General features: G+C 39.7%; 15 protein-coding genes. 1 reads left to right on the plus strand and 14 read right to left on the minus strand.

What is annotated here, in order from left to right:
- Positions 1–108: 108 nt before the first annotated feature.
- From ACSHXM_RS00165 to sdhC, 11 genes are all read right to left on the minus strand, one after another.
- The gene (locus ACSHXM_RS00165; protein ID WP_435686663.1) at positions 109–1620 is read right to left on the minus strand and encodes a tryptophan halogenase family protein; all 1512 of its coding nucleotides are present in this window, start codon (positions 1618–1620) and stop codon (positions 109–111) included.
- Between the two features lie 76 nt (positions 1621–1696).
- A complete protein-coding gene (locus tag ACSHXM_RS00170; RefSeq protein WP_435686664.1) occupies positions 1697–4468 on the minus strand; it encodes a TonB-dependent receptor in 2772 nt (923 codons plus the stop codon).
- 725 nt (positions 4469–5193) lie between these two features.
- Entirely contained in the window at positions 5194–6087 is an 894-nt protein-coding gene (locus tag ACSHXM_RS00175; protein ID WP_435686665.1) for a hypothetical protein, read from the minus strand.
- A 174-nt stretch (positions 6088–6261) separates the two neighbouring features.
- Positions 6262–7134, minus strand: a complete 873-nt coding sequence (gene sucD, locus ACSHXM_RS00180) for a succinate--CoA ligase subunit alpha (protein ID WP_435686667.1) — start codon at positions 7132–7134, stop codon at positions 6262–6264.
- Complete coding sequence (sucC, locus tag ACSHXM_RS00185; protein ID WP_435686669.1) at positions 7134–8300, minus strand: ADP-forming succinate--CoA ligase subunit beta; 1167 nt, start codon at positions 8298–8300, stop codon at positions 7134–7136. The genes sucD and sucC overlap by 1 nt, the downstream gene beginning before the upstream one ends.
- A 130-nt stretch (positions 8301–8430) precedes the next feature.
- Positions 8431–9912, minus strand: coding sequence for a 2-oxoglutarate dehydrogenase complex dihydrolipoyllysine-residue succinyltransferase (odhB, locus tag ACSHXM_RS00190; RefSeq protein ID WP_435686670.1), 1482 nt, complete (start codon positions 9910–9912; stop codon positions 8431–8433).
- Between the two features lie 9 nt (positions 9913–9921).
- Positions 9922–12744, minus strand: a complete 2823-nt coding sequence (locus tag ACSHXM_RS00195; protein WP_435686671.1) for a 2-oxoglutarate dehydrogenase E1 component — start codon at positions 12742–12744, stop codon at positions 9922–9924.
- Between the two features lie 105 nt (positions 12745–12849).
- Complete coding sequence (locus ACSHXM_RS00200) at positions 12850–13560, minus strand: succinate dehydrogenase iron-sulfur subunit (RefSeq protein ID WP_435686672.1); 711 nt, start codon at positions 13558–13560, stop codon at positions 12850–12852.
- Positions 13561–13571: 11 nt separating this feature from the next.
- Positions 13572–15341, minus strand: a complete 1770-nt coding sequence (gene sdhA / locus ACSHXM_RS00205) for a succinate dehydrogenase flavoprotein subunit (RefSeq protein WP_435686674.1) — start codon at positions 15339–15341, stop codon at positions 13572–13574.
- A complete protein-coding gene (gene sdhD / locus ACSHXM_RS00210) occupies positions 15342–15689 on the minus strand; it encodes a succinate dehydrogenase, hydrophobic membrane anchor protein (protein ID WP_435686675.1) in 348 nt (115 codons plus the stop codon).
- Positions 15683–16057 (minus strand): succinate dehydrogenase, cytochrome b556 subunit, encoded by a 375-nt coding sequence (gene sdhC / locus ACSHXM_RS00215; RefSeq protein ID WP_435686676.1) that lies wholly within the window; start codon positions 16055–16057, stop codon positions 15683–15685. The genes sdhD and sdhC overlap by 7 nt, the downstream gene beginning before the upstream one ends.
- Positions 16058–16496: 439 nt before the next feature.
- Here sdhC and gltA point away from each other — a divergent pair, with 439 nt between their 5' ends.
- Positions 16497–17777, plus strand: a complete 1281-nt coding sequence (gene gltA / locus ACSHXM_RS00220; RefSeq protein ID WP_435686677.1) for a citrate synthase — start codon at positions 16497–16499, stop codon at positions 17775–17777.
- 991 nt (positions 17778–18768) lie between these two features.
- Here the strand turns inward: gltA and rpsO are convergent.
- The 3 genes from rpsO to oadA form a co-directional block, all read right to left on the minus strand.
- On the minus strand, positions 18769–19038 hold the full coding sequence (rpsO, locus tag ACSHXM_RS00225; RefSeq protein ID WP_435686678.1) for a 30S ribosomal protein S15: 270 nt from the start codon (positions 19036–19038) through the stop codon (positions 18769–18771).
- A gap of 110 nt (positions 19039–19148) precedes the next feature.
- Entirely contained in the window at positions 19149–20279 is a 1131-nt protein-coding gene (locus ACSHXM_RS00230; protein ID WP_435686679.1) for a sodium ion-translocating decarboxylase subunit beta, read from the minus strand.
- 5 nt (positions 20280–20284) lie between these two features.
- A complete protein-coding gene (gene oadA, locus ACSHXM_RS00235; RefSeq protein WP_435686680.1) occupies positions 20285–22063 on the minus strand; it encodes a sodium-extruding oxaloacetate decarboxylase subunit alpha in 1779 nt (592 codons plus the stop codon).
- Positions 22064–22087: the final 24 nt, after the last annotated feature.

Genomic DNA, 22087 nt, shown 5'->3' on the forward strand with positions numbered 1-22087 from the left:
TATCAATACGGATTGGTATTACATAAGATGATTTACTTTAAATAACTGATATAAATAGAAAACCAGCGATATACGCTGGTTATAAGAAGTATTTATTGGAGGCGTTGGTTAGTGTTTAGGTAAAGAAGATAAACAGGTTTGAATATAGTCGCCGTGATTAGGGATCTTATCCGCTGTTTTCGCGATCACTTCTTTAACACTGGTTAATAAATCTTTGAGCTCTTGATTACTCAGTTGATCAGCGCGCCTGTGGTAGTCGTCAGGAATTAGCCCTTGTCCAATAAACACTTGTTGCCAAGCAATTTTGGTAAAGAGTTCTTCACTTTCACGAAATACCAAACCTGACTCTTTAAACACATCCATCTTATGTTTTAGTGAGTAAGGTACTTCCATATTTTGGCAATCAAGCCAAAACTGACTGTCAGTTCTTCTATTTAATTTATAATGCAGAATGATGAAGTCTCTGATTTTCTCAAATTCAGTTTTAGACTGTCGATTATATTCACACTCAACATGTTCACTGATGCCATTATGAGGAAACATTTTAACCAAACGTACAATGGAACTTTGGATCAAGTGAATACTGGTCGATTCTAAAGGCTCGAGAAATCCACTAGACAATCCAATGCTTACAACGTTTTTGTTCCATTGTTTAAGTCTACGTCCAGTTTTAAACCGAATAACCCTAGGTTCAGCTAAAGGTTTACCGTCTAAATTATCAAGTAAAGTTTGTTTGGCTGCTTCATCTGTCATGTATTTTGACGAATACACCATGCCATTTCCGGTGCGGTGTTGCAGGGGGATTCTCCATTGCCAACCTGAGTCATGAGCAATAGACTTGGTATAAGGAGTTAACGGCTCTACTGACTCGCAGGCCACCGCAATAGCACTATCAGCAGGCAACCAATGCGACCAATCTTCATAACCGGTATTTAAATGTTTTTCGATGAGCAATCCACGGATCCCTGAACAATCAACGAACAAATCACCCGATATGATTTCACCATTTTCTAAAACCACATTTTGAATAGCGCCAGTTGTTGCACATTTATTAACGTTAACCACTTTTCCTTCAACACGTTTTACATTTCTTGCTTCACTGTATTTGCGCAAAAACTTAGCATACAAGCCCGCGTCAAAATGAAAGGCAAATGCTATACCGGGAAGATTTAATGCAGGAACTTTATCTAAAGGAGCAAAGGCATTTCTTTTTGCTGATTGATAATTAATCGAAAAATCCCAAAAATTAAAATCGAGATTAGCTTGTTTGGCTTTAACCCAAAAGTGACTGAAATCACACAAAGGAAAACTCTTGCCAATATCTCCAAAGGCGTGCATATAACTTTCACCAAGTTCACCCCAATTTTGAAACTCAATACCGAGCTTAATAGTGGCTTTGGTTTCTTTGATAAAGACAGCTGGGTCAATGCCCAATTCATCATTGAAATGAATAAGAGGAGGTATTGTCGCCTCACCCACGCCAATAATACCAATATCATCTGACTCGATTAAAGTGATATTAAGTGTCGAACCAAAGGTTTTCGCTAATAGTGATGCAGTCATCCAACCTGCAGTACCACCGCCTACTATAACTACATTGTTAACTTTATTATTTAGCATATTTTCTTAATATATAAATAATAAAGCCTCACTTATGGTGAGGCTTTATTAGTGATTAATATTGAATAACTAACAATTAAAACTTGTAGCTAAATCCTAACTGATAGCTAGCGCCATAGTCAAAATATTGATCCGTTGCGTACTGAGAATCTTCAAACTTAGTTTGGAAAGCCTCATTAGTTAGATTTTGTCCTTGTAAGTAAACATAAAGTTTATCGGAAACATCATAACCAATTTGCGCATCAACTAAAGTTTCACCTAGACCAAATCTTTCCTCTGTGTTTAAGCCAATTGTTGAATAAACCTTGGCGTAAAAATCAGAACGGCTACGGGCTGAAACACGTGCTTGGAAACCATCTTTTTCATAAAAAGCTGTGAATGACGAAATTCGATCAGATAAACCAGGGATAATATAATCATCACCGTTAAAGTCTTCCATACTTGCATCAATGATTGTATGGCTAGCTAATATACCGAACCCTTCTAAACTCTCATTTATAATGCTCAACGGCATTGATACAGAAAGCTCTAACCCTAGAAGTTCACCTTCACCGCCATCTTCTTTCACGTAGAAAGTAGTAGTCGTATCGTTAAACCCTTCAATTGACCCTGAGACAGGGTGCGTAGCTAATGCTTCAGCACTCAATGGGATATCATTCTCAAAACTACTATCAAAGTTCCAGTTAGTAATATCTTTGTAGAATACGGCTACTGAGAAGTACCCGTCAGCGGCAAAGTAGTTTTCATAACTGATGTCTAAACCATTTGCTTCTCTTGGCTCTAGACGATAGTTACCACCAGACGCTTTCCAGTAGTTACCCGCACCATCAACATCATCAGGGTTTCCACTCCATGAAGTTGGTTCTACTAATAAGCCACCTTTCATGTCATCCATAATTGGACGAGCAATAGTTTTAGCAAGACCTAAACGAAGGATTTCATCTTCACTAAGGTCAATCACAATATTTACACTTGGTAAAACATGAGTGTATGAGTGTGAATAGTCTGTTTTTTCATTAATACCACTCCAACCGAAGGTATCACCAACAGATTTTTGTGTTGTATCAACATAACGAAGGCCTACATTACCTCTTATTGATTTACCCGCAATTTCAGTATCAATATTACCTTGAACATAAAGAGACGTGACTTCTTCAGTCACTTGGAAAGCTTCGTTAATTTTACCCCAAGAATAAGTGACATCTGTTTCACTATAGATACTGCCACTGGACAGCGCAGCTTCTTGGTCAAAGATTAACGCAGTACCAAAGTTTACGTGAGATAAGTCAACTTGGCCGAGGATCAGATTAGAAGGCAAGTTGGCAATCGGCGTACCATTTGGACCAGTACCAATACTGCTAGCCGACTCTAAAACGTCTGTTTTTGTGTAAGTAAGGGTTTTAGACTTATCGCGGTCACGATAACTTGCACCAAATTCTAATGAATCAAAAACGTCACTATCAAGTGCTAGTTTTGCGGCAAGTTTAAATGCATTAATTTCATCTTCAACTTTAGGCTGTGAACGTTCACCGGCTAAGCCCCACCCCATAATATCACCCAAACCAATCACACTTGGATCTGAGTAATCAAGAGTAGACGTAAATGTACCGCCTGAACCATCTGAATTTAACTGGTAAGTCACTTGATTACCGTTAAAGTTCCCGCCGCCAGCAAAAGTAGCGTGTTGATATAATTCACGGTCTACTTTTGATGAACTCATATCAAACTCAACAACTAAGTCATCGTTAACTTGATATTCAACATTTAGACCTAGGTTGGTCAAATCAGCAGTACGATGTTCTTGGTTATTCTTCAAATAGAAAGGGAAGTTATTGTAAGTTGCCCCTGTAACAAAACCTGAATCGGTAGAGTTAATGGTGTAATTACAATCAGGGAATTTACCCGCATCATCACAATTATTAAAACCAAATTCAACTGCACCAATGTAACGCTCATCACTGAAATCAACATACAAAGCGTCAACAGTTACTTTTAAATCATCATTTGGAATGAATTCAACCACACCCATAACTGAATCACGTTTTAATACAGAAGAACGACCTTTAAGGTTAATACCTTTAACACCGTTATATTCAGTACCACTCTCATCAGTTAACGTATATAAGAAAGGGTCACCATGACGGCCAAATTGTTTCTCTTGCCCAGGTGATTCCATAGTATTGAAAGCAAATGCCACACCAATAGTATCGTCAGCAAATTGGTCTATGTATGACACAGTTGCTCTATGTCCTTTGTTATCATAACCATCAACCACTGCGTCATGACCATTCATTTCCAATTGACCGTTAACAGCTAAAACACGTTCACCTTTTGAAAGGGGACTAACCGTTTGTAAATCAATCACCCCAGCGATACCTTCACCGGTAATAGAAGCGTTAGGCGTTTTATAAACACTTACACCACTCATTATCTCTGAAGGATAAATATCAAATTCAACACCACGACTGTCACCAATAGAAACCTGCTCTCGGCCATTTAACGTAGTCGTTGATTCATCTTCACCAAATCCACGAATGGAAATAACACTCGCACGACCTTCAAGTCGTTGAGCTGCCAAACCAGTAATGCGAGATAATGAATCTGCAATAGATGAGTCTGGCAATTTACCTATATCTTCAGCACTAATGGCGTCAACAACGTTGCTAGAAAAACGTTTAGTATTAATGGATTCAATTACTGAGCCACGAAAGCCAGAAACCTGAATTACTTCTAAGTTATCAGCGTCTTCAGATTGAGTATTTTCTTGAGCTACAGATACGCCAGTTCCCATAACCATGCCGCTTGAAATTAGCGCTGCTTTAATTAGATTAGGTTTAAATTGTTTCATTGGTGTGTCCCATTGTTGTGTTAATTGTCATTATTTTCTATTGAGAAAAATACAATCTATGTTTATTTCGAACAGATATTAACGTTATAAAATGCTTTGACTCAATCGAATGCATACGTATTCAAACCTTATGCACAACATTCAGTTAACGAATACACAACATATTGACATCAATAATAAGAACTTAATAACAAATGCAAGCCTTTGATTTAATTGCATATTAAACTCATACACTCACCATCATTGAACTTGATTGTTAAGGCCCAGTCCTTTGCATACGTATTCAAAACAAAAAGTTACAATTCAACACTTAATAACTTAACTATCACCATAAAAGTAGGCATAAAGGTTTGTTTAGTAAAGGAGAGCAAGTTCACAACTTCCACTTTTATAGAGGTGAAGTGTAAAGCAAACGCCATGTTTAATTTTTACTGGCCACCCAAGAAACGAACTAATATGTAATAGCAGTCAAACAAGCGAAAATAACCTATTTCCCCCTAACATCCCCCACTAATTATGAAAAATTCGGCCGGTATACATTTTAATTGTGGTGACATGAACAGTAATTTTGACGTTATCTAAAAACAGTTAAAAATAAACTGGAAGGGCGAATGGGCCGAAGGTTTGGGGGAGTTGTAAAACAACTAATTAAGATTGGTTAATGGTAATTCCTAACTAGCTAATCTTGAGTAAAAACACACAAAACTAAACTGGATTCATTTGTTCTACTTATCAAAGTACTCCTGTACAGAAAAATTATACTTTTTATATTCTTGGCTAAGGCCTTGAATTAACGGGTTTTCTAACCACAGTATTTTACGGTCAACTAGCTTGTTTGCTATTAAGTTATGCAAGTGATGTTTTTCCCACAACTTAATAAAACTGCCATCTTTGTACGCACGCTTGAGTCCCAACTCGACACGTTTAGCATTAACATGATTGTTTATGTGTGTAATAAAGAACCTAGGTAGTTCATAAGCAAATGAAATACATGGTTCATAGACTAAACCAAACTTTTTTTGAGCCGCAACAAAATATTCGTCTTTTTCTTCTGTCACACCTCGAAAGTAAGCGTCTACTCGACCTTTCTTAATCAACCCAAAAACTTTATCGTGGTCGGGGTTGGTGAGTGGATATACTCTGTAATTATTAGCCTGCAAAATATCACTGTCTGTCCAGCCTATACCTTGCACTATAGATATATTGTTAACTGCAGATTCTTCGGTGAGATTACAAAACTTATTTAAATTGGATGGATGAATCAGAGCTATTCGATAGCCAATAATTCCTCTATCGATGGGAAAATGAATGGTATGAACTTTTTTACTTATTTCAGTGGTTATCGAATGCTTAAAAAAGAAATTTTTGTAGTAACCCGTTTCAACGAGCTTTACCACTCTTGCCACATTTAGACCATGGCCCTTTAACTCTAACTTGTAATCTCCGTATTCAGCCTTGGTTTTATCTAAAGCTAACTTTAAAACATCAATCGTATAATTATGACTTCTATCAGCTTCAAATTGACTACCTTGGTAAGAAAACACCGTGGGCTCAGATGATTTCCCCATAACCAAATGGCTGATTAATAATACGTTAAATACTATAAACCTATAAATCATTTATTAATCATGGATGAATTATCCCAATTGAGCAAGTACTAAGTCAGCTCTCCTCTTATACCAATTCCATTAAGTAACTCTGCACAGAAAACGACGACAAGAGTAATATGAGATACAAAAAAACCCGCTATTCTGCGGGTTTTTAAATCAAAAAGTAATGCTATTACTTAGAAATTACCAACCAGTAATTTCGCGTAATCCTTTACCGATATCAGCAAGAGAACGTACAGTTTTAACACCTGCCGCTTCTAGTGCTTTAAACTTCTCGTCAGCTGTACCTTTACCACCGGCGATAATTGCGCCAGCATGACCCATACGCTTACCTTCAGGAGCAGTAACACCGGCAATGTAAGATACAACAGGCTTAGTCACGTTAGCTTTGATAAATTCAGCTGCTTCTTCTTCAGCAGAACCACCAATTTCACCAATCATAACGATAGCTTCTGTTTCTGGATCGTCTTGGAACAACTGTAAGATATCGATGAAGTTAGAACCCGGGATAGGGTCGCCACCAATACCAACACAAGTAGACTGACCAAAACCTTCGTCAGTAGTTTGTTTAACGGCTTCGTACGTTAAAGTACCAGAGCGAGAAACAATACCTACTTTACCAGGCTTGTGAATGTGACCAGGCATGATGCCGATTTTACATTCACCAGGAGTGATAACACCTGGGCAGTTTGGACCGATCATGCGAACGCCTTTAACGTTCAAGTATTCTTTAACGAATAACATGTCGATAGTTGGGATACCTTCAGTGATACAGATGATAAGCTCAATGCCTGCATCAGCTGCTTCAACGATTGAATCTTTACAAAACGCTGCTGGTACATAGATTACAGATGCTGTTGCGCCTGTTGTTTCTACTGCTTCACGTACTGTATTGAATACTGGAAGATCTAGGTGAGTTGTGCCGCCTTTACCAGGTGTAACACCACCAACCATTTGAGTGCCATAAGCAATTGCTTGCTCAGAATGGAAAGTACCTTGTCCACCAGTGAAACCCTGACAGATAACTTTAGTGTGCTTATTAATTAATACAGACATTATTTGCCCTCCGCAGCTTTAACAACTAGTTGGGCTGCGTCAGTTAGACTACTTGCAGCAATGATATCTAGGTCAGAGTTAGCTAAAACTTCACGACCTAACTCTGCGTTAGTACCTTCAAGACGTACAACAACAGGAACTTTAACACCTACTTCTTTAACTGCACCGATAATACCTTCAGCGATCATGTCACAACGTACAATCCCACCAAAAATGTTAACAAGTACAGCACTTACATTGCTGTCAGAAAGAATGATTTTGAATGCTTCAGCAACACGTTCTTTGGTTGCACCGCCGCCTACGTCTAGGAAGTTAGCTGGTTTGCCGCCATGAAGGTTAACTATATCCATAGTTCCCATCGCAAGGCCTGCACCGTTAACCATACAACCAACGTTTCCGTCTAGTGCTACATAGTTAAGTTCCCATTTAGCCGCTTCAGCTTCACGTGCATCATCTTGTGATGGATCGTGCATCGCTTTAACTTTAGGCTGACGGTATGCCGCGTTGCCATCGATAGCCACTTTAGCGTCTAGACAGTGAATATCACCGTCATCTTTGATTACTAGAGGATTGATTTCGATTAGAGCGATATCTAGGTCAACAAACATTTTTGCAAGACCTAAGAATATTTGTACGAATTGCTTAATCTGTACGCCTTTAAGGCCTAACTGGAAAGCCATGTCGCGAGCTTGATAAGGTTGAGCACCAACAATTGGGTCAATCTCAGCTTTTAAGATTTTTTCTGGAGTCTCATGAGCAACCGTTTCAATTTCAACGCCGCCTTCAGTAGACGCCATGAAAACTACGCGACGAGAAGTACGGTCTACAACCGCACCTAAATAAAGCTCATCAGCAATATCAGTACAAGATTCAACTAAGATCTTGCTAACTGGCTGGCCATTTTCGTCTGTTTGGAAAGTAACTAAGTTTTTACCTAACCAGTTTTCAGCGAAGGCTTTAATTTCTTCTTTAGTTTTAACTAATTTAACACCGCCAGCCTTACCACGGCCACCAGCGTGTACTTGGCATTTAACCACCCACTCGCTTCCGCCAATTTTATCAGCTGCTGCAGCAGCTTCTTCTGGAGAATCTGTCGCGATCCCTTCAGAGACTGGTAAGCCGTATTCTTTGAATAACTGCTTACCTTGATATTCATGCAAATTCATGGTTTTTTTACCCGTTTAATTTAAGAAAAAAGCCGCTAGTTAGCTGCTTTATTTTGTAAACCGCCAACACTAAAGTTGGCGGAAGAAGGAGACAAACAAATACTTATCTGTCTCAATTTTTTAATGCTTTTTACACATCTAAAAGTAGACGTGTTGGATCTTCTAACATTTCTTTAATCGTCACTAAGAAACCAACTGACTCTTTACCGTCAATGATTCTGTGATCATAAGAAAGGGCTAAGTACATCATAGGTAAGATTTCAACTTTACCGTTTACAGCCATAGGTCTATCTTGGATTTTATGCATGCCCAAGATAGCACTTTGAGGAAGATTTAAGATAGGTGTAGACATCAAAGAACCAAACACACCACCATTGGTGATAGTAAAGTTTCCACCTTGCATGTCAGCCATGCTTAGTTTTCCATCGCGACCTTTCAGCGCTAATTCTCTAATACCACCTTCAATTCCGGCCATTCCTAGAGAATCAGTATCTTTTAATACCGGCGTCACTAGGCCACGAGGCGTAGAAACGGCAATCGAGATATCGAAATAGTTGTGATAACAAATATCATCACCGTCAATTGATGCATTGACCTCAGGGAAACGTTTAAGGGCTTCAGTTACGGCTTTCACGTAGAAAGACATAAAGCCTAAACGGATACCATGACGTTTCTCAAAACTTTCTTGGTACTGCTTACGTAAATCCATGATTGGCTTCATGTTCACTTCGTTAAACGTAGTCAACATAGCTGTGCTATTTTTTGCTTCTAATAAACGTGTAGCAATGGTTTTACGTAAACGTGTCATAGGCACACGTTTTTCAGTACGGTCACCTACCAAAGCAGCGGGTGCTGGTGCAGAGGAATCAGCTTTAGCAGCTGGAGCAGCAGGCGCTTGTAAAGACTTTTCAACGTCTTCTTTGGTTACACGACCACCTTTGCCCGTACCTTTTATACTTGAAGCGTCAATACCTTTTTCAGTCAATAAACGACGAACAGAAGGACTTAATGCATCATTATCTGCTGATTCATCACCTGATGATGCAGCTGGAGCAGCCGCGGCGGCACCAGCAACAAAGTTAGCAATAACTTGTTCACCAGTAACAGTTTCACCTTCAGGAGCTAGAATATCACTTAACGAACCATCTGCAGGTGCAACAACTTCAAGTACGACCTTATCAGTCTCAATATCGACTAAGTTTTGATCACGAGAAATGGCTTCACCTGGCTGAACATGCCACGTTGCTATTGTTGCGTCTGCCACTGATTCTGGCAGAACCGGTACCTTAATTTCCACTGACTCACCTTTATTATCGGAAGTTTGACTTGTTTGCGGGCTAGCTGAAGCAGCAGGTGCAGCAACAGCGGCTCCTGATCCTTCTTCAAAATTTGCAATGGTTTGTTCACCTAACACAGTGTCGCCTTCAGCAAATAAAATTTCGCTAACAACACCATCTGCAGGAGCAACCACTTCTAAGACTACTTTATCTGTTTCAATATCAACAAGATTTTGATCTCGGCTGACTTTATCACCTACCTTTACATGCCAGGTAGCGATTGATGCATCTGCCACTGATTCTGGCAATACCGGTACTTTTATTTCGATGCTCATACTGGTTCCTTATTTAACTGTTAATGCATCATCAACCAATTCTTTTTGCTGTTGGTTGTGAACTGAAATATATCCAACTGCAGGTGACGCTGATGCTTTTCTGCCTGCATAGGTCAATGTTGCGCCTTTAGGCAACGAAGACCAGAAATGGTGTTGGCTACAATACCAAGCACCTTGGTTTTGAGGTTCTTCTTGACACCAAACCCAACTTTTAGCAGTTTTGTATTTACTGGCAATTTGTTCCATTTCTACATGAGGGAATGGATAAAGTTGCTCAATACGAATGATCGCTACATCATCTTGTTCGTTTTTGCGGCGCTGTTCTAATAAATCGTAATAGACTTTACCTGAACACATCACCACTTGTTTTACTTTGCTTGGACTGATGTCGTCAATTTCATCAATCACATTATGGAACACACCTTCAGATAACTCTTCCATACTTGAAATGGCTAACGGGTGTCTTAATAATGACTTAGGCGACATGACAATCAAAGGTTTACGCATTGGGCGAACGGTTTGACGGCGCAACATATTAAACACTTGAGCTGGAGTTGATGGCACACAAACTTGCCAATTATGATCCGCACTCATTTGTAAGAAACGTTCTAACCTAGCTGAACTATGTTCAGGACCTTGACCTTCATAACCGTGGGGTAACAACATAGTTAAACCACATAAACGTCCCCATTTGGCTTCACCAGAACTTAAGAACTGATCTATCACCACTTGAGCACCGTTAGCAAAGTCACCAAATTGTGCTTCCCAAATGGTTAAACAACCAGGTTCTGCCGTGGCATACCCAAATTCAAATGCAAGTACTGCGGCTTCAGAAAGTACTGAATCATAAATTTCAATTGTGCCTTGTTCAGAATGTATATTCTGAAGAGGCATATAATCAGAGCCATCTTTTTGATTGTGTAATACGGCATGGCGATGGAAAAACGTACCACGTCCAGAGTCTTGACCTGTCATACGAATGTTCTCACCCGCATCAACAATTGAGGCATAAGCTAAGTTTTCAGCCATTCCCCAATCAAGCGCTTTATCACCTGCAACCATAGCTTTACGATCTTGATAAAGTTTGGCTACACGAGACTGAAGTTTATGTTCTTCAGGGAAATCACATAACTTCTCGCCTAACTCCTTAATTTTATCAACACTGATAGAGCCGTCATATTCAACGTCCCAATCATGGCCAAGGTAAGGAGTCCAATCAACAGAGTGTTCCGTCATAGGACGCCACTCTTCAACAACACATGCACCATGATCTAAGGCAGCACGATAGTCACCAACAAGCTTTTCAACTTCGTGGGCTTCGATAATACCTTCTGCTACTAATTGGTCTGCATATAACTTACGCGGCACAGGATGTTTTTTGATTTTTTGATACATCAAAGGCTGAGTTGCATTTGGCTCATCTGCTTCGTTGTGTCCATGACGTCTGTAACAAACTAAGTCAATTACCACATCACGCTTAAATTGATTACGATAATCGAGAGCCAGCTTAGTCACAAATAACACAGCTTCTGGATCATCAGCATTCACATGAAATATTGGCGCCTGAACCATTTTGGCTATATCAGTACAATATTGAGTCGAACGAGTGTCTTCTGTTTTAGACGTAGTGAAACCAACTTGGTTGTTGATTACGATCCTTACGGTACCGCCCACTTTAAAGCCACGAGTTTGTGACATGTTAAAGGTTTCTTGTACTACACCTTGTCCAGCAATAGCTGAATCACCGTGAATAGTAATTGGCAATACCATAGAACCATCTTCACAACCTCTACGATCTAAACGAGCACGTACAGAACCGATAACCACAGGGTTAACAATTTCTAAGTGAGACGGGTTAAAGGCTAGTGCCAAATGAAGATTGCCACCAGGTGTAGCATAATCTGAAGAATAACCAGCGTGATATTTCACATCACCAGCGCCTAATGAGTCATCATGATTTCCGGCAAATTCATCAAATAATACTGATGGATTTTTACCTAACACATTCACAAGTACGTTTAAACGACCTCGGTGAGCCATGCCCACAACAACTTCTTTTGTCCCTTTGGAGCCTGCATGACTAATCAAACTTTTCAGCATTGGAACTAACGAATCACCACCTTCAAGAGAGAAACGTTTAGCACCTGGAAATTTAGCGCCCAGGTATTTTTCCATACCATCAGCGGCAACTAAACCTTGTAGCAGGCTAACTTTGTCTTCGCGAGAAATTTCTGGTTTGGCTTGAACTGATTCAATACGTTGTTGAACCCAACGTTTTTGTTCGGTATCGGTAATGTGCATGTACTCAGTACCGATAGAGCCACAATAGGTGCGGTTCAGAGATTTAAACAATTCACCTAATGGCATTGACTCTTGGCCAATAGCAAATGAGCCTACGTTAAATACAGTATCAAAATCGCTTTCTGACAAATTATGATGGGATAGCTCTAAATCACGAACCCTAGGCTGTTTCCACAACTCTAAAGGATCAAGATTGGCGTGCTGGTGCCCTCTAAATCTGTAAGCATTAATTAGTTGCAGAACTTTAACTTGTTTCTCGTCACCACCGGCTCCTGCTTGAGGGCTCGCTGTACCAGCTCGACCAGCGGGACCTAATGCTGCTAAAGCACGAAACTGTTCTCTTACTAAACTATGTTTTGATTCTACTTCGACTCCATCGAGTTTAGGCAGTTTGTCAAACGTTTCTCTCCATTCATCAGATACGTTTTGCGCATCTTCCAAATATAGCTCATACATTTCTTCTATATATGTAGCGTTGCCACCAGCCATGTGAGACGAATCCCACCATGCTTTCATCACGCGTTGTTGCATTGTCGTCCCTTGGTTGAATAAGACTTACAATTATGTGCGCTGTTGCACACTCTCTTTCTTATTAATATCTCTAATTTAAACGAACCAACTACTAATAATTGGTTCTTATACTGCGCGTTTTAACAACATTGATTTAATAGAACCAATCGCTTTCGTAGGATTAAGGCCCTTAGGACACACATTTACACAGTTCATAATACCGTGGCACCTGAACACACTAAATGCATCATCTAAATCATTTAAACGTTGCTCTGTCGCTGTATCTCGGCTATCTGCCAAGAAGCGATATGCATGCAACAAACCTGCAGGTCCGATAAATTTATCTGGATTCCACCAGAACGAAGGACAAGAAGTTGAGCAACATGCACACAAAATACATTCGTACAAACCGTCTAACTTTTCTCTTTCTTCCGGCGCTTGTAAAAACTCACGAGCTGGCGGTTGATTGTCATCATTGATTAAAAACGGCTTAATCTTTTCATACTGAGTATAAAACTGGGTCATATCAGTCACTAAATCACGCACTACAGGTAAACCTGGTAGTGGACGAATAACCACTTTTGAACCTTTAAGTGCAGACAAAGGCGTAATACACGCTAGGCCATTTTTGCCGTTCATGTTTACACCGTCAGAACCACATACACCTTCGCGGCATGAACGTCGAAAAGATAAGGTTGGATCTGTTTCTTTAAGAGCGATAAGTGCATCAAGCACCATCATGTCTTGACCTTCATCCACGTCAAGTTTGTAATCTTGCATACGTGGTGCATTGTCTACATCTGGATTGTAACGGTAAACAGAGAAATTCAATTGCATAATCGTTACTCCTAGTAAGTTCTGGCTTTAGGTGGGAAAGCTTCACGCAGTTTAGGCGTCATGTTTACTTCACGTTTAATCATTGAGCTGTCCTCTGGTAAATAAACTGAGTGACACAACCAATTATCATCATCACGCTCTGGGAAATCAAAACGACTATGAGCACCACGACTTTCAGTTCTAAAGTTAGCTGCTACAGCTGTGCTATAGGCAGTTTCCATTAGGTTATCAAGCTCTAGGCATTCAATACGCTGAGTATTAAAATCATTTGATTTATCATCTAGACGGGCATGTTGTAAACGTTCGCGAATTTCACCTAACTCTTTCAAGCCAGTTGCCATTGCGTCACCTTCTCTAAATACAGAGAAGTTAAGTTGCATACATTGCTGTAGATCTTTCTTAATTTGTACTGGGTCTTCACCTTTACCGGCGTCTGACTTTTCCCAACGATTAAATCTTGTTAAAGCAGCATCGACGTCATCACTTGATGCTTCACGTGCTTCGATTCCGTCGATAGCTGAACCTAGGTGTAACCCAGTCGCTCGACCAAATACCACTAAATCAAGTAGTGAGTTTCCACCTAAACGGTTAGCACCGTGTACAGATACGCAAGCAATTTCACCACAGGCAAATAAACCTTTAATTGGGCTTTCTTTACCGTTGGCATCAACACTCAGTGCTTGACCATCAACATTGGTAGGAATCCCCCCCATCATATAGTGACAAGTAGGAATAACTGGGATAGGTTCTTTAACCGGATCGACGTGAGCAAAGGTACGAGATAACTCTAATATACCTGGTAAACGAGATTCCAGAACTTCTTTACCAAGATGATCCAGTTTCAATTTACAATGTGGACCTAATGGGCCGTCAAATCCTCGACCTTCACGAATTTCGGTCATCATTGAACGAGCAACAACATCACGACCGGCTAAATCTTTTGCGTTAGGCGCATAACGTTCCATGAAACGTTCGCCATCTTTATTTAATAAATAACCACCTTCACCACGGCAACCTTCGGTAACCAATGTACCGGCACCGGCTATACCTGTTGGGTGGAATTGCCACATTTCCATATCTTGCATTGGAACACCAGCACGTAGTGCCATACCAACACCGTCACCAGTATTTATGTGAGCATTAGTGGTAGATGCGTAAATACGTCCAGCACCACCCGTGGCAAGTACCACGGCTTTAGATTTGAAATAAACCACTTCACCAGACTCGATATCGATTGCTGTACAACCCACTACATCGCCGTCTTGGTTTTTAACTAGGTCTAAGGCATACCATTCACTGAATACCTTAGTTTTATTTTTTACATTTTGTTGATACAACAAGTGCAATAAAGCATGGCCAGTTCTGTCAGCTGCAGCTGCAGTACGAGCACCTTGCTCACCACCGAAGTTCTGCGACTGTCCACCGAAAGGACGCTGGTAAATTTTTCCGTTTTCGAAACGTGAAAATGGTAAACCCATGTTTTCCATTTCGATAATAGCTTCAGGACCGGTTTTACACATGTATTCGATAGCGTCTTGGTCACCGATATAATCAGAACCTTTTACCGTATCGTACATGTGCCATTCCCAGTTATCGTCGTGGGCGTTACCTAATGCAACAGTAATTCCACCTTGAGCAGAAACAGTGTGAGAACGAGTTGGGAAAACTTTAGATAATAAGGCACATGACTTGCCAGATTCAGAAATTTGTAATGCTGCACGCATACCTGCGCCGCCAGCACCAATTACAACTGCATCATACTCATGAACAGGAATACTCATTTACACACCCCACAACACAAATAAACCAATAACCACATAAACAAATGCAATTAAGTTAAGAATAAATTGAATAGCCGATCTCAAACCTGCTGCTTTTACGTAATCTGTTAATACTTGCCACATACCAATTCGAATATGCAACATAACTGACGATAAAGCGGCAAAGGTAAATACCTTCATGGCTAAACCTGAAAACAAATTTGTCCATATGTCGAAAGTCACTTCTGACGTCGTGATAAAAAACCAACCAATGAAAAGAGAATACGCGGTCATGATAATCGCGGTAGCACGAATGGTTACAAAATCTTGTACACCATTACGTTTTAAACTTGCTTGTTGAGTTAACATAATAAAACTCCAACTACGATAGTTAAGATAATCCACAGAGCAATAATAGCTTTAGCACTTAGGTCACCTGATTCAAGTTCTTCCCAGTGGCCCATATCCATAATCATATGTCGAACACCGCCTAACACATGATAAATAAGGGCAGATATTGTGCCTATTGCAACAAATTTACCTAAAGGACCATTCATTTGTTCTTTCACAAAATCAAATCCTTCGATAGAAGAAACCGATACAGCCCAAGCCCAAATTACAAACATCAGCGCAAAAAATAATGCGACACCTGTAATACGATGGAGAATAGAAGTAATAGCGGCGGGAGGAAAACTAATAGTGTTGAGTTGTAAATTAACTGGTCTTTGTTTTTTCACGTTTTTCGCTCTTTATACCCGTAGGTCATTTAAACATTTTTATTCGAATAGGCTTATATAAAAAACCCCGAATGTTATTGATTTGTTAAAAACAGTCTCTCTTTCATGAGCTTGTTACAGATTTGTAAACTAAACGTTAGAATAAATAACGCTTCTTAGAGTCAAGCCCTGTAAGCCCAAGAAGTATATCCAGCGTAGCAAATAAATACAATTATTGTTCTATTTTAATGCCTTATAACAAGTATTAAGAAAGTAGACCAACCAGATCTAAATTTTTATTTGCCTTTCATCCTGCAAAAAAGTGAAGATTAATAGGATTTAGTGCATTAAAATTGACATAATTAAACTTAGTCAGTACAAATGGCGGTTACATATCGCCCCCAGTAAACAGAATATAATCCTGTTTATCGAATTAAAATGATTCTGAGGAGAACGACATATGGCAGATAATAAAGCCATTTTGAAAGCAGGTGATGCTGAAATTGAACTACCTATTTTATCTGGAGTAGCAGGTAACGATGTAATAGACGTTCGTGCATTAGGTAGCAGCGGTTACTTCACCTATGACCCAGGCTTTATGGCCACGGGTTCTTGTGAGTCCTCAATTACGTTTATCGACGGCGCTAAAGGCGTATTGTTACATAGAGGTTATTCAATTGAAGAGTTAGCTCGTGATGCAGACTACTTAGAAGTTTGCTACATGTTATTACACGATAAAACACCTAATTCTGAAGAATACAAAGAGTTTAAAGATACCATCACTCGCCATACCCTAGTACACGACCAAGTAAATAACTTTTTCCGTGGCTTTAGACGCGATGCGCATCCAATGGCAATGTTATGTGGCACAGTAGGTGCGATGTCATCTTTCTACCATGATGACTTAGATATCTCAGATCCAGAACAAAGACTACGTAGTGCTTATAGACTTGTCGCTAAAATGCCGACTATGGTTGCCATGTGTTACAAATACAACATAGGCCAGCCTTTTGTATATCCGAGAAACGACTTAACTTACGCAGAAAACTTCCTAAACATGATGTTCTCTGTACCAGCAGAAGATTACAAAATCACTCCTGCGGTATCTCGTGCCGTAGACAGAATATTTACTCTGCATGCTGACCATGAGCAAAATGCGTCTACTTCAACAGTACGATTAGCCGGTTCTTCTGGTGCAAACCCTTATGCATGTATTGCAGCTGGTGTTGCCTCGCTTTGGGGACCTGCTCACGGTGGTGCTAACGAAGCTTGCTTAACTATGTTACAAGAAATCGGTTCAGTAGATCGTATTCCTGAGTTCATAGCTAAAGCAAAAGACAAAGCAGACCCGTTCAGACTAATGGGCTTTGGTCACAGGGTTTACAAAAACCATGATCCTCGTGCTACTGTGATGCGTGAAAGCTGCCACGAAGTATTATCAGAGCTAAACATCGACGATCCTTTGCTTAACGTTGCTATGGAATTAGAAAAAATTGCCTTAAGCGACCCATACTTTGCAGAGAAGAAACTCTTCCCGAATGTAGATTTTTATTCAGGAATTATTCTAAAAGCAATTGGTATTCCGACTAACATGTTTACTTGTATTTTTGCGTTAGCACGCACAGTTGGTTGGGTATCTCATTGGCATGAAATGTTAAGCCAACCTGGTCAAAAAATTGGCCGTCCACGTCAACTTTACACTGGTGAAGAACAACGTAAATACAATCCAATTAAGAAATAGACAAACTATTTTGTATAAAAAAGCGCCTAGTAAGGCGCTTTTTTTTATGTCAACTTTGAGTAATTCTGCACAAGCAGGTCAGTTTCCTCTTTAAAAACCCCTTGATTGATATACCAATTAATTATTGTTGTTAACCAATTTATATAACCAATGTACCAAGTTATCCAAAGTTATCGAAATAAAAACTAACTAGTTTGAATGATTTTTAAACAAAATCCGTTTTTAACGCCAGCAAAACAAACTGTAAAAGAACCATAATTGTAAACAGATTGTTACAGTCACGGCTAAATTATTCAAAACACCTCATACAGTATTATGTAAATTATCTTCACTCTTTGTTTATAAACTTGAAACCACTAAAAAATTTACCACTATATTTTTAGCTAAATGGCTATAAAGGTCTATTGTCTTTGTATGATATTGATTTAGTGGATGTAGCATCCATCTAAGCCGCATTTTAGTTATTCTATGCCCCACTGATGACTAACCGTAACCTATTGTTTAGCTATATTAAGTCTATTCCCTCTAACACATTCTTGATTATAGCTGCGGCAGTTGAACCTCTATAATCGTAATTGAACAATTACTTCTCTTCTGCAAAAGGAAAGAGCAGGCTAAAGTCGTCAGATTGATAGACCTCATCTACACTCTTTTAAACCAAATACTTATTAAGGTCCACTAGGTGTTCCACATGGGTTGAAAATGGTAAATGCATCGATATTGGGTTACGTAGTTAATTATAAATCTCTATTTAGGACGCAATAATTTACTCCTAAATGACAAAATTCTTGTAGCTAACTAGGCGGTTTTTCGTACGTATTAGCTGGCTATTACTAGGAAAACCAACGCGGTTAAGGGCAAAAATAGTTTTATTGAAACGCGCGGCTTATCCGAAACTCGGGTTAAATAAGTGGATGAACGATTTAACTTTGAATTTTTTAGCAGGCATAAAAAAAGACGCCTAAGCGTCTTTTTAAAAGGTAAACATCGATTAACGACGTAGACCTAAACGTTTGATCAAATCTTGATAACGCTCTGTATTTTTACCTTTAAGGTAATCAAGTAACTTACGACGTTGGCTAACCATACGTAAAAGGCCACGACGTGAGTGGTGATCTTTTTTATGGTCTGCAAAGTGGCCTTGTAACTTATTGATGTTAGTCGTTAAAAGAGCAACTTGAACTTCAGGTGAACCAGTGTCGCCTTCTTTAACGCCATATTCAGCAATAATAGCTGCAGTTTCTTGTGTACTTAGTGACATATTTTTCTCCAATATATAAGAGTTTAAACACAAACTTGCCGATCACTAATTCAGCAAGTCCCAAAAGAGCGCGTATTATAGCCATGAGCTATAGAATAGCAACTATAAACTTAACCAACTAAGGCTAATAAAATACCTGCGGCAACAGCCGAACCTAGCACACCGGCTACATTAGGGCCCATTGCATGCATTAACAAGAAGTTATGATGGTTAGCCTCTAACCCGACTTTATTTACTACCCTTGCAGCCATTGGCACAGCTGATACACCAGCAGCACCCACTAGAGGGTTAATTGGTTGCGAACTAAATTTAGACATAGCTTTGGCCATTAGTACTCCACATGCAGTACCAATTGAAAATGCGACTGCACCCAATGCTAATATACCCAAGGTCTCAACAGTCAAAAACTTGTCTGCTGATAGCTTAGAGCCTACTGCTAAACCTAAGAAGATAGTCACAATATTAATTAATTCATTCTGAGCTGTATTGCTTAAACGATCCACAACACCACATTCTTTCATTAAATTGCCTAAAGCAAACATACCTACCAAAGGAGTCGCTGTAGGCAAGAAAAGAATAGTCATTAACAATACCGCTAAAGGAAATATGATTTTTTCACGCTTAGAAACCGGTCTAAGCTGTGGCATTTCAATTTTTCTTTCTTCTTCGTTAGTAAACAGCTTCATTATTGGCGGCTGGATCAAGGGAACCAAAGCCATATATGAATATGCAGCAACAGCGATAGCACCCAACAGGTCAGGGGCTAACTTAGATGCTAAGAATATTGCTGTCGGACCATCTGCTCCACCAATAATGGCAATTGCAGCAGCATCTTTTAAAGTGAATTCAAAACCTGGTACCAAATTTAACGCAATAGCGCCGAATAACGTAGCGAATATACCTGTTTGTGCCGCAGCCCCTAGCAACAACATTCTGGGATTTGCAATTAAGGCGCTGAAATCAGTCATAGCACCTACTCCCATAAAGATAAGGAGAGGGAAAACACCAGTATCAATACCGATGTAGTATACATAGTGCAGCAAACCACCAACTTCACTAAACCCAGCTAACGGAATGTTAGTTAGGATGGCACCAAAACCAATCGGCAATAATAGTAGAGGTTCAAATTTTTTGACTATGGCTAAGTATAATAACAATGAACCTACCGCCATCATAATTATCTGACCTAACTCAAAGTGAGCTAAAGCAGTGCTTTGCCACAATATTTCTAGCTTTTCCATTACCCTTAACCTATTACTAATAAAGGTTGTCCAGTTTGCACTGAATCACCTTCTTTAGTTTGAATATTAGATACTACACCAGATCCAGAAGCTCGCACTTCCGTTTCCATTTTCATCGCTTCCATTATGATAATCACATCACCTGAAGCAACGGTGTCACCTTCTCGTACCAACACCTTAAAGATATTACCTGCCAGTGGTGCATTTAATGTTTCACCACCTGTTGAAGCTGCTGGAGCACTCACTACGGGTGCAGCACCTGCCGCAGGAGTAACACTTGTTAATGTGCCACTTTGCGCTACTTCTACTTCAAATACTTGTCCGTCAACACGCACTGAATAAGCAGCACCATCAGTTGAAGCAGCAACATTAGGCTGACTTACTGGCGCAGGCTCATTACCAGGCACTGGTTCAAATGCATCTGGATTATTACGGTTTTTAAGGAATTTCAGACCTATCTGTGGAAATAAGGCGTACGTCAATACATCATCAACAACATCAGAAGCTATTTCTATCGACTCTTCTTTTGCTATATTTGTAAGCTCCTGAGTTAAAGAGTCTAGTTCGTCTTCAATCATGTCTGCTGGGCGACAAGTAATCGCTTCGGCACCATCAAGTACACGCTTTTGCAATTCAGCATTTACAGGTGCGGCAGTAGCGCCGTATTCACCTTTTAATACACCAGCCGTTTCTTTACTGATATTTTTATATCGTTCGCCAGTCAACACATTAATAACGGATTGAGTGCCAACTATTTGCGATGTAGGTGTAACTAATGGAATAAAACCTAAATCTTCACGTACCTTAGGGATTTCCTGGAGTACTTCATCCATTTTATCCCCAGCACCTTGTTCTTTTAACTGGCTTTCCATGTTGGTTAACATGCCGCCAGGTACTTGAGCGATGAGGATCCTAGCATCAACACCTTTAAGGCTTCCTTCAAATTTTGCATACTTTTTGCGAACATCGCGGAAATAAGCAGCAATATCAGCCAGTTTTGGCAATTCAAGACCCGTATCTCGATCTGTACCTTCTACAATTGACACCATTGTTTCGGTTGCACTATGCCCGTAAGTCATGCTCATAGAAGAAATTGAGGTATCTAAAATATCTATACCCGCGTCAATCGCTTTTTGATATGTAGCAGTGCTCAATCCAGTTGTTGCATGGCAGTGCATGGCAATGGGTACATCGATGCTTTCTTTTAAACGGCCAACTAATTCTTCACAATCATATGGTTTTAATAAACCAGCCATATCTTTAATACAAATTGAATGAACACCCATGTCTTGTAAACGATTAGCCATGTCTAACCAAGTTTGCAAATTATGAACAGGGGAAACCGTATAAGACATAGTGCCTTGAGCATGAGCGCCTTGTTTAATAGCCGCTTTAACCGCAGTTTGCAAATTACGTATATCATTCATCGCATCGAAAATTCTGAAAACATCTACACCATTTGTATGTGCACGTTCAACGAATTTTTCGACAACATCATCAGCATAGTGTCTGTAACCTAAAAGGTTTTGACCTCGTAACAACATTTGCTGTTTAGTTTTAGGCATCGCTTTTTTAAGCTGTCTGATTCTATCCCAAGGATCTTCACCTAAATATCGAATGCAGGCATCAAAAGTTGCCCCACCCCAGGTTTCTAATGACCAATAGCCCATATCATCTAATTGGCTAGCAATGGGTAACATATCTTCAAGGCGCATTCTGGTGGCCAAAATAGATTGGTGAGCGTCACGCAATACAACGTCGGTTATCGCTAATGGTTTAGGCATAGGGATACTTCCTTAAAATATTAG

The organism is Paraglaciecola sp. (genome assembly GCF_051252315.1).
Lineage (GTDB): Bacteria > Pseudomonadota > Gammaproteobacteria > Enterobacterales > Alteromonadaceae > Paraglaciecola.

Bases quoted from the DNA above. Each gene is read 5' to 3' on its own strand.
- ACSHXM_RS00165 (WP_435686663.1), bottom strand. From the start codon at position 1,620: ATGCTAAATAATAAAGTTAACAATGTAGTTATAGTAGGCGGTGGTACT.
- ACSHXM_RS00170 (WP_435686664.1), bottom strand. From the start codon at position 4,468: ATGAAACAATTTAAACCTAATCTAATTAAAGCAGCGCTAATTTCAAGC.
- ACSHXM_RS00175 (WP_435686665.1), bottom strand. From the start codon at position 6,087: ATGATTTATAGGTTTATAGTATTTAACGTATTATTAATCAGCCATTTG.
- sucD (WP_435686667.1), bottom strand. From the start codon at position 7,134: ATGTCTGTATTAATTAATAAGCACACTAAAGTTATCTGTCAGGGTTTC.
- sucC (WP_435686669.1), bottom strand. From the start codon at position 8,300: ATGAATTTGCATGAATATCAAGGTAAGCAGTTATTCAAAGAATACGGC.
- odhB (WP_435686670.1), bottom strand. From the start codon at position 9,912: ATGAGCATCGAAATAAAAGTACCGGTATTGCCAGAATCAGTGGCAGAT.
- ACSHXM_RS00195 (WP_435686671.1), bottom strand. From the start codon at position 12,744: ATGCAACAACGCGTGATGAAAGCATGGTGGGATTCGTCTCACATGGCT.
- ACSHXM_RS00200 (WP_435686672.1), bottom strand. From the start codon at position 13,560: ATGCAATTGAATTTCTCTGTTTACCGTTACAATCCAGATGTAGACAAT.
- sdhA (WP_435686674.1), bottom strand. From the start codon at position 15,341: ATGAGTATTCCTGTTCATGAGTATGATGCAGTTGTAATTGGTGCTGGC.
- sdhD (WP_435686675.1), bottom strand. From the start codon at position 15,689: ATGTTAACTCAACAAGCAAGTTTAAAACGTAATGGTGTACAAGATTTT.
- gltA (WP_435686677.1), top strand. From the start codon at position 16,497: ATGGCAGATAATAAAGCCATTTTGAAAGCAGGTGATGCTGAAATTGAA.
- rpsO (WP_435686678.1), bottom strand. From the start codon at position 19,038: ATGTCACTAAGTACACAAGAAACTGCAGCTATTATTGCTGAATATGGC.
- ACSHXM_RS00230 (WP_435686679.1), bottom strand. From the start codon at position 20,279: ATGGAAAAGCTAGAAATATTGTGGCAAAGCACTGCTTTAGCTCACTTT.
- oadA (WP_435686680.1), bottom strand. From the start codon at position 22,063: ATGCCTAAACCATTAGCGATAACCGACGTTGTATTGCGTGACGCTCAC.